Here is a 9,451-nt window from a genome sequence, read left to right as displayed (position 1 = left end):
ATATATTATTTAAACAATAATTTCATTGCTAAAATATTGACAATATTTTTTTAATATTGTATGATCAGAAGTAATAACTTATTGACTAACTAGTTAATTAATTTTATTAAAATTCTTTTACTCTTATGGAAATTCTTTTATATGCTACATTTATATTAGAATTGCCATTTTAATAATAAATATCAAATAACCATTAGGTTCAAGTAGAATTCATGCATAAACAGAGTTCTTTGCTTCAGGTAGGGTTTTTGACACCATCTGAAGTTTAGAAATCGTTATCCAGGGGCGTAGCTGCCCTTATCTGTCACTTATAGAAGTGGCAGTATTAGAGCAGGTAGCTATCGGATAAAGAATGCTTTTCCTATATGAACCTTAGAAAAACTTATCTAGGCACATATTTAAATATCAGCGTTCTATTTTGGTAGATTTTGGTTATTACCTAAAATTACCATTAATTGATATTTACTCCTTTCACTTTGAACTCTGTAATAAATATGGTAGCCCTTAGATAAAGATTATATTTTAAAGGAGGACTATACATGACAGAAAAAGATGTAAAAAAAGTAGACAAAGTAAATCAAATGCTGCCAATTCCTCAACTCGCCACTTTAGGACTTCAACATGTACTTGCTATGTATGCAGGTGCTGTAGCAGTACCTTTGGTAATTGGCAGCTCTGTAGGGCTGACTCCACAACATCTATCGCTTTTGGTAGCCGCAGATCTATTTACCTGTGGTATCGCAACTTTACTACAAGCTATTGGTATTGGAAACTTTATAGGAATAAGACTTCCCGCAATTTTGGGATGTACATTTGCAGCAGTTGGTCCAATAATTATTATCGGTAAAAATTTTGGAATGCAAACGGTTTACGGAGCTATAATAGTATCAGCTATATTTATGTTTCTGGTCGCTCCACTATACGGGAAAATATTGAAGCTCTTTCCCAATGTAGTAATAGGAACTGTCGTAACTATGATCGGTCTTTCATTAATCAATGTAGGCGCTACCAGTATTGGAGGTGGCAGTGGTGTAAAGGATTTTGGAAATATAAAAAATCTTTTATTAGCTGGATTTGTAATCGTTATAGTTTTATTATCAAATAAATACTTAAAGGGATTTTTTCAATCCATATCTATCTTAAATGGTATTGTGATTGGTACTATAGTAGCATCCTTCATGGGTATGGTTGACTTTTCTGTAGTCACAAACGCTAAATGGCTGAGCTTTGTACATCCATTCAGTTTTGGTATACCTAAATTCAACATAGGTACAATAATCATGATGTGTTTTGTAATGCTTACAGTAATGATTGAATCCACCGGTACCTACCTTGGAATAGGTAGGGTCTGTGACAAGGATATAAGTGAAAAGGATATTGTTCGTGGAATAAGAGCAGAGGGTATTTCCTCACTTTTAGGTGGCATATTCAATTCATTCCCCTATACTACATTCAATCAGAATTTAGGTCTTTTAGCTCTGAGCAGGGTAACAAGTCGTTTCGTAGTAGTGGCTTCTGGTATCATCCTCATTGCTCTTGGATTAATTCCGAAATTCGCCGCTTTAGCTACTATTATTCCTCAGCCTGTTATAGGAGGAGCAACTATCATAATGTTTGCAATGGTTGCCGTTGCAGGTATTCAAATGCTTTCTTCCGTAGACTTCAACAAAAATTCAAACATGCTGATAGTTGCCTGTTCTATAGGATTAGGTCTTGGAGTAACTATGGTTCCAGATTTATTAAAAAATACTCCTCAGATATTTAATTCCATATTCAGTAGTGGAATTGTAACAGCAACTGTAACAGCTGTAATTCTCAACGCCTTTTTAAATCACGGACATCATGAAAGCGCCGTCAAAAGCAGTAATAATTCACAGAATATAAAAAATACTGAAATTAAATAAACTAATCTATGTATTTAAAGAACTGCCTAAAAATACTTTAAGGCAGTTCTTTTTATATTATTGTAAATCGGATAAAAATACATAATCTCTCTTGATCAAAATAAAAGTAAAGTACCTGCTGTAATAGGTACTAAAATCATTGCAGTTTTTAGTATAGGTACAGGAACCCGCCTTGTAAGTTTGGCACCTATATAAGATCCCATCATTGTACCTGCTACCACTTCAATCAGCAAATGAATGTTTAAATATCCCAAATGATAATATCCAGCTCCACCAGCTAAAGCTATGGGAACGATTACCATCATGGTAGTTCCAGCAGATTCACGTATTGACATTCCCAGTATAAACATTAAACCAATTTGGATGAAGGAAGCAGAACCTATACCACACATACCTGAAATAGCACCAGTAATCAAACCTATGCTGCCGCATGATATCCAGAATTTCACTCCATGAGGTAAGTCACCAGACTTATCTATATTTGCATAGTTGCGTGAAACTATAAACATACGGATCCACAAGACCACCGCTGACAAGTACAACATTCCAGAAGTAATCCATTTCAATTTATCAGCCGGTATGAAGTATGAAAAATTAGAGCTAGTCCACGCTCCTATTGCACCAAATAGTCCAACTGCAATCCCAACTTTCAATACGGCATTTCCCTCTTTATAGTGGCTTAAAGAACCCGAAATGGATGAGAAAATCATTGCTGCAAGGGCTGTTCCAAGAGATGTATGGATTGGATAATGGAATATTACAGTTAGAATTGATATTATGAATCCTGAACCTCCCGCTCCTACAAATCCTAAAATAGCACCTGTTATAAACATAACTACTATAATTTCTAGTGTCAATTAAAATTCCTCTTTTCCTATGATAAATTAATGCTTAAAAATGGAAATGAGCTTAAATTCACATAAGATAACCCGCACTCATTTCCAAATTATATATTATAAATAATTCTACTTTTGAAAAATTTCATCAAATATGAGCTTTTCCGCTGCATTAAAATATTTATCCAGATCAAATTTCCCCTCATCTATAAGATATTGTAATGAACCACCCAGCATTAAAGATACCATTATAAACGGTAACATATTTTTGATTTCATCATTCACTTTTTCTATGGATTCACCTTTTTCCAATATTTCATTTACATTATTTCTCCATATGTTAAAGGTATTCTGAAATTTTTTTCTTATCTCTTCATTTACTGTTCCCTGGACCCAGTAGTCAAATTGAATATATTCCAATTCTTTTCTATTCATAATTTCATCTTTTTTCTGATCAAAAAGACCCTTAATATTCTCTTTAGCATCTTTATTTTTTAAATCAATATAATTTTTACGTAAAGCAGAAAATTTTTCTTGTACCTCATCTAAAAGTGATGTCATTATGTCATTTTTAGTGGCAAAATGATAATGTAAATTACCCTGGCTCATTTTAGCCTCTTCAGCTATCATATACATACGTGTTCCACTTATTTTTTCCCTGGATACCACTTTCATAGCAGCATCTAGTATCTTTTTTTTTATATCTTTTGTCATATTATCAATAACCTCTCTTCTCTTAACAAGTTACACATTAAATGAGTTCGACATTTAACAATAACTCCATATACTCCAAATTTTAAAGTAAAATGAATTTAATTTCAACATAAAGATAAATTCCGGCAAAAATTTATCTTACCGGAATTTATCTTTATAAAATCAATTTTTAGAAACGCTTCCAAAGGTTATTTGCAAGTTCACGGCTCTTTGCCATAATACCTTCCTCATCAATATCAATAAGTTCTCTGTCTTCCATAATGACTTTTCCATTTATAATAGTTGTATCTACACATTTCCCATTAACACCAAACAGCAGATGGCTGTTGACATTATCTTTATTGATAGGAGTAGGTGGATTATAATCAACTACAATTACATCAGCTAATGCTCCCTCTTTCAATATTCCTACCTGTCCATCGATAAATCTTTCAGTTATCTTCCTGTTGTTTTCAAACAACATATTTGGTATTTCCGTATACGCCACTGTTGAATCTTTTTTTACATGTTTATGAATAAGATTTCCGACTTTATAGGATTCCATCATATCTGTAGTATACCCATCCGTTCCAAGTCCAAGTAATATTCCTTTTTTATACATCTCAAGTACAGGAGAAGCTCCCACTGCATTTCCCATATTGGACTCCGGATTATGGACTACTATGGCATTCTTCTTTTTGATTAGATCAAGTTCTTTCTCAGCCACATGAATACAATGCACCAAAATAGTCTTATCACAAAGCACCCCCGCATCATACCATCTCTCTACAATTCCCTTACCATATTTAGCTTTTGAATCTATCATATCTTGAACGCCTTCACCAGTGTGAATATGAAATCCTGTATTCAGACCTGAAATAGCATTTAAACATTTTTCTAAAGTTTTATCCGATATTGTCATGGAAGCGTGAAGTCCAAACATAGCTTTTAGCATATCATCATTTTTACGGTTGCAATACTTAATAAACTCTACATTCTCAGCAATACCTTCATCAGCTATCTTTTCTCCATCTCTATCAGAAGTTTCATAGCACAAATTACTTCTAATCCCTATCTTCTCCGCAGCTTCAGCAATTTTAAACAAACTTCCTCTAACTGCATGTGCACTGGCATGATGATCAAAAACCGTTGTCACTCCATTTTTTACTTCATCTATCATGGGAACTATGGCACTGTAATACACATCTTCCAGTGTGAGAGTCCTATCCAGTCTCCACCATAGCCCTGTAAGTATATCAACTAAATTCTTAGCAGGTGGGCTGTCATTGGCCATGCCTCTAGCAAAAGTACTGTAATAATGCATATGAGTATTTATAAATCCCGGCATAATGAGCCTATTTTTTGCATTTATAAATCTGGCATCATCGTATTTTGTCCTCAAATTCTCTGTGGTTCCAACCTCCATAATTTTGTTCCCATCAATTGCAATACAACCATTATCTATAATGGGTCTGATTTCATCTCTAGTAATAACCTTGCCATTTCCAACAAGATACATTTATCCTTCCTCCTAACCTATAAATTATTTTAACATATAATTATATTTCTTCATGCAGGTATTAATTATGGATTCCATCTCCTTTGAAACAACATTCTTATCCCCAAGTATATAATCGGTAACCTGTCCATTTTCTTTTCTAACTTTAAATAGAGACTTTTCCCTATCCAATATGACAAAGCCCTTATTTGTACTATTTTCAAAATCTCTCACTGACCAGAAAAGAGTCACTTTATCTTTGTAAGGGTTACCATCGTAAGGGCAGAAGATACCACAATTTCCACACTCATTACACATTCCATCTACATGTAAAATCTGATGTTTGGACTCGAAATTTTCTTCAACTTTGATCAGTACATTGGCCCTGTTCGGACACACATCAACACATAATTCACAAATATGGCTGCAAGCAAGACATCTTTCCGATTCATATTCTTCGCAGACAGGATCTCTAAGTATTCCCTTTTTGTTATATAATTCTTTTATATCTAAGGAAATATTTTTATCTGCAAAATCATTATTTAGGTTTTCCCTTGTCAATATATTTTTAGCTATTATCTTTCCATCCGCTATAGCACTTACAATAGTAGATGGTCCTTTTTTAACATCTCCTGCCACATATACTTTTGGGATACTGGTTTCACAAAAATCATTTATCTCAGGAAATCCTCTGTCATTCAATTTTACTCCATTACTGGACAATAGGTCCGTATCTATTTGTTCTCCCACTGCAAAAATAACTGTATCCGCCGGTAGTTTTTTAATTTCCCCTGTTACCTCGGGTCTCCTCCTACCCGAGCTGTCCTTTGAGCCCAATTTCATTACATCACAGACAAGTTCACCTTTTCTCACAGCTTTAGGTGAGAGGAGTTCTTTAAACAGAATGCCTTCTGAGCTGGCCAATTTCAATTCTTCCAGTGTAGCTGGCATGTATTTTCTCGTTCTTCTATAAACTATGGATACATTCTCAACGCCATATACTCTCTTGGCAGCTCTAGCAGAGTCCATTGCGACATCGCCGCCTCCGATAACGCAAACATGCTTTCCTAATCTTATGCTTTCTTTTTCTGATTTGAATTTTTCCAGAAATGCCAGGGCATCAACTACTTTCTCCTTTCCTTCCTCTAGTGATATCTTCCCAGGCTTCCATGCACCTGTTGCAATCACTATATAATCGTATTCTTTCTTCAATCTATTTATATCAAAAACTCCGTCTATACCAAATTTAAATTTTACTCCATGCTTTTTAACCAATTCAAAATCCTTCCTAATCATATCTGAAGAAATTCTGAATTCCGGAATTACATATTCTACTATACCATAAGGCTTTTCCCTTTTATCCATTACCGTTACATCAATGCCATTTCTTCTGAGAAATGCAGCTGCTGAAAGTCCTGCCGGACCTGCACCTATAACTGCCACCTTTTTATTACTCTTCAATTCTACCGGTTTGATATTCTCCACATACCTATCTTGAGAATTTATCACTGCTATTTTCTTCATATTCCTAATGAGCACAGACTCGTCATAATCAAGCCTTGTACATTTATACTGACAATTATGATTGCAAATTGTACCTGTAATTGCTGGAGATGTATTGTCTTTTGCAATTATGGAAAAAGCTTCGTCATACTTTTTCTTTCCTACCAAATTCACATATTCAGGAATTTGCTGATTTATAGGACATCCTATACTGCAAGGCGCTATGGCACAATCATAAATTGGAAGTTCTTTAGAAATCTTTCTGCTGTCCACCGTTCTCAATTCTTTGAGATGATGTTTGTCCTTTAATGAATGTTTCGCAAGTTCCTCCAATTGAATCACATTAATACAGGAAATGCTTCCTTTAAGCTGTCCTTCCACTTTTTTTGCCATCTGGGTTATTCTCTCGTATCCACCTGGTTTTAAAATAGTTGTAGCAAATGTAATCGGTTGTATACCTACAGCTAAAATTTTATCTACATTGAAGAAATCAACTCCTCCCGAATAAGATATCTGCAAATCCCCATTAAATTCTTTAGACAATCTGCTTGCCAGAGTTATCGTAAGTGGAAAGAGAGCTCTCCCGGACATATACATTTCTTCACCTGGAAGTTCGTCATTTACTATTTTAACTGGCAGTGTATTGGTTAATTTTACTCCTATTTCCAGATTCAATTTTGATGCCTTATCCTTCAATCGCCCCAACATAGCTATTCCATCGGCATATTGCAGATCTTTTGTAAAACTGCTTGAATTTAATTCTATATAATCATAACCCATTTTATCAAAGGTATTTTTGACAAATTTCTCTCCCAACAAAGTAGGGTTCATCTTTATAAATGTATTTAAATGCTTTTCCTCAAGAAGATAATTCGAAATCTTTTCTATTTCTTCAGGGGGACATCCATGTAAAGTAGACAATGTAATAGAAGAACATATAGTAGAATCTATATTATCTAAATCTTTTTCGCTAAATTTCTTAAATAAATTCATATTTAAAGAAAGTACTTGTTTACATTCTTTCCATATTTCCGTATTGACAGCATTTCTCATTCCCTCGATATAGGCATCTATTTTAGGAGACTTTATGCCTTTTAGATCATAACCCACACTCATATTGAACATAAAATCCCTTTTTTCACTTAAATCAAGCTCTTTCATTAGAACATGAAGTAAAAACCACGCCTTTATATATTCATTAAAAGCTTCCTGAACCTTCAATTCAGTAGACCATTCAACATTGTAACCTTCGTCCTGAGCATGAATACATGGTTTTGCTACAGGCAAATCCTCTCCATCTATAACTTGTACTGTTTTTAGTTCAATAAAACGGCTTCCTGTCAAATATGCCGCTATAATATTTTGAGCAAGTTGAGAATTAGGACCTGCTGCCGGTCCCAAAGGTGAAGATAATTTTTCATTAAATATTACAGCAGATTTGTGTTCTTTATTTTTATAAAATTTGCCTTTATGAATTCCGAATATAGTGCCATTTTCATTTAATTCTGTAATGATCCAATTAATCATTTTTTCAAAAGAAATGGGGCACATTCTATCACTCATTTTTCATTCTCCCTCCAAACAAAATAAATTTTCAATAACATCTCATAGATTATTTTGACATTATATGAATTGAGTGTCTCAAAATAAATTTGAGTCACTCTTTAATGTAATCTGTTCTTTACTTTCCTAAAAATCTAGGTACATTTGAATTCAAAAGCTTATTAAGTACCTCAATTGGATTTCTAACCTTACTGAGCATTATCATTGCTGCAATAATATATGGCTTATATCCAGCTTGTTTATATAGTGGATCACGATAGCGATCAAATACCGAAGCCGCTACTTCTCCTTCTTTACAGCTCACACCGCTTATATCTGCTGGAAGGCAGTGCATATAAAGAGCTTTTCCACTCTTGGTGAGTTTCATCATATCTTCAGTGCATTCCCACTCTTTGTGTTTAGCATTTTCTGCCAATAGTTCATTTTCAAGAACTTTTATCTCATCAAATTTACCTTCTCCATATAAGTTGGTTCTTTTTTTCATAGCAGCAAAGGATGCCCAACTCTTAGGGTAAACAACATCAGCATTCTTAAATGCTTCTGTCATTGAATTAGTTTTAACAAATTTACCACCACTCAGTTCTGCATTTCTCGCAGCAACCTGTTCTACTTCCGGCATTAGATCATATCCTTCTGGATGAGCCAGAGAAACTTCCATACCCATTCTTGTCATTAATCCTATGATTCCCTGCGGAACTGACAAGGGTTTCCCGTAAGAAGGTGAATACGCCCATGTCATTGCTATTTTTTTACCCTTAAGATTTTCTATGCCACCAAAATAATGTATCATATGCAATAAATCTGCCATACACTGAGTTGGGTGATCTATATCGCACTGAAGATTTACAAGAGATGGACGCTGCTGCAATACGCCGTCTTCATAGCCTTGTTTAACCGCATCAGCTACATCATGCATGTATTTGTTGCCTTTACCTATGAACATGTCATCTCTTATTCCTATAACTTCAGCCATAAAAGAAATCATATTTGCCGTCTCACGTACGGTTTCACCATGTGCAATTTGAGATTTAGATTCATCTAAATCCTGTACTTCAAGTCCAAGTAAATTACAGGCACTGGCAAAACTAAACCTTGTTCTTGTGGAATTGTCTCTAAATACTGAAATACCAAGTCCACTTTTAAAAATCTTTGTGGAAATATTATTTTGTCTCATTTCGCGAAGAATATCGGCCACTGTAAACACGGCTTTAAGTTCTTCATCTGTTTTCTCCCATGTTAGGAAAAAATCATTATTGTACATTTTTTCATAATTCAAATTTCCCAGTTTTTGAATTAAATTTTTAATTTCAGACATAATTACCCTCCTAATTTTAAATTCATTTATGAACTTATAGAAATCCACGCTAAAACGGGAACTAAATTTTATTAAATATTTGATTAACTAGTTAATTAAATATTATAATAATATACTTACTTTGTCAATATTCTAAGAC

Annotated in this window: 6 protein-coding genes; 1 reads left to right on the top strand and 5 read right to left on the bottom strand. The window is 34.1% G+C overall.

Annotated elements, in window-relative coordinates; translation table 11 throughout:
- Nucleotides 1-539: 539 nt before the first annotated feature.
- A complete protein-coding gene (locus J5G60_RS13625) occupies nt 540-1,904 on the top strand; it encodes a nucleobase:cation symporter-2 family protein (protein ID WP_150358476.1) in 1,365 nt (454 codons plus the stop codon).
- A gap of 95 nt (nt 1,905-1,999) precedes the next feature.
- On the opposite strand, the gene J5G60_RS13620 is transcribed toward J5G60_RS13625, so the two are convergent.
- The 5 genes from J5G60_RS13620 to ygeW form a co-directional block, all read right to left on the bottom strand.
- Nucleotides 2,000-2,761 (bottom strand): sulfite exporter TauE/SafE family protein, encoded by a 762-nt coding sequence (locus J5G60_RS13620; RefSeq protein WP_150358475.1) that lies wholly within the window; start codon nt 2,759-2,761, stop codon nt 2,000-2,002.
- A 108-nt stretch (nt 2,762-2,869) separates the two neighbouring features.
- Entirely contained in the window at nt 2,870-3,454 is a 585-nt protein-coding gene (locus J5G60_RS13615) for a TetR/AcrR family transcriptional regulator (protein WP_150358474.1), read from the bottom strand.
- A gap of 169 nt (nt 3,455-3,623) precedes the next feature.
- Entirely contained in the window at nt 3,624-4,952 is a 1,329-nt protein-coding gene (ssnA, locus tag J5G60_RS13610) for a putative aminohydrolase SsnA (protein ID WP_150358473.1), read from the bottom strand.
- A 24-nt stretch (nt 4,953-4,976) separates the two neighbouring features.
- A complete protein-coding gene (ygfK, locus tag J5G60_RS13605; protein WP_150358472.1) occupies nt 4,977-7,997 on the bottom strand; it encodes a putative selenate reductase subunit YgfK in 3,021 nt (1,006 codons plus the stop codon).
- A 118-nt stretch (nt 7,998-8,115) separates the two neighbouring features.
- A complete protein-coding gene (ygeW, locus tag J5G60_RS13600; RefSeq protein ID WP_150358471.1) occupies nt 8,116-9,312 on the bottom strand; it encodes a knotted carbamoyltransferase YgeW in 1,197 nt (398 codons plus the stop codon).
- Between the last annotated feature and the right edge of the window lie 139 nt (nt 9,313-9,451).

The sequence above is a fragment of the Clostridium sp. HV4-5-A1G genome (assembly GCF_900184915.1).
GTDB lineage: Bacteria > Bacillota > Clostridia > Clostridiales > Clostridiaceae > Clostridium_B > Clostridium_B aromativorans.
This window is presented reverse-complemented; position numbering and strand designations above follow the sequence as displayed.

Coding starts and splice junctions, on each gene's coding strand:
- J5G60_RS13625 (WP_150358476.1), top strand. CDS start 540: ATGACAGAAAAAGATGTAAAAAAAGTAGACAAAGTAAATCAAATGCTG.
- J5G60_RS13615 (WP_150358474.1), bottom strand. CDS start 3,454: ATGACAAAAGATATAAAAAAAAAGATACTAGATGCTGCTATGAAAGTG.
- ssnA (WP_150358473.1), bottom strand. CDS start 4,952: ATGTATCTTGTTGGAAATGGCAAGGTTATTACTAGAGATGAAATCAGA.
- ygfK (WP_150358472.1), bottom strand. CDS start 7,997: ATGAGTGATAGAATGTGCCCCATTTCTTTTGAAAAAATGATTAATTGG.
- ygeW (WP_150358471.1), bottom strand. CDS start 9,312: ATGTCTGAAATTAAAAATTTAATTCAAAAACTGGGAAATTTGAATTAT.